Consider the following 452-nt stretch of genomic DNA (forward strand, 5'->3'; position numbering starts at 1 on the left):
GCTACTCCAGCCGCCGGGTGCGCGAGGCGGTGCGGGAGACGGGGTACGCCCAGGCGCTCGCCGTCGGCAACGGCCTCGCCCGCCGCGCCCAGGGACCGTACGCCCTGCGACGGGTCACCGTGCGGCGGTCGACGGACGCCGCCGCGTTCGAGCGGATGGTGAGGGGGCGGGCCGTCGCGCGCGCCTTCGCGCGGGACCGCGCCCTGACCAAGGGGTACGCGGTGGTCCGCCGGGCCCGGCAGGCCCGGCGGCTGGTCCGCCGGCCACCGGACTGACCCCGCGGCGACGGACCGCACGGGCGACACATCCGCGTGCACCCCGCAAACCGGGTGCACGCGGCCCCCGGGTGCCCGATCATGGCGGCATGCCTGCACACCCGCACGACGCACTGCCGATCCGGCTCAACGTCGACGACAGCGACTCCCCGTCCGACGTCGTCGACGCGCTGTTCC

The 452-nt window shown here is 77.4% G+C and carries 1 protein-coding gene and 1 pseudogene; both read left to right on the forward strand.

All coding sequences use genetic code 11. The features are described 5' to 3' along the window. Positions 1-275: pseudogene (locus KDL01_RS42000) on the forward strand (polysaccharide deacetylase family protein); the annotation flags it as partial. An 89-nt stretch (positions 276-364) separates the two neighbouring features. Then, positions 365-452: DUF5925 domain-containing protein (locus KDL01_RS46475; RefSeq protein WP_368861759.1), on the forward strand; the 88-nt coding region annotated here is incomplete at its 3' end.

It is taken from the genome of Actinospica durhamensis (assembly GCF_018139695.1).
Taxonomy (GTDB): Bacteria; Actinomycetota; Actinomycetes; order Streptomycetales; family Catenulisporaceae; genus Actinospica; species Actinospica durhamensis.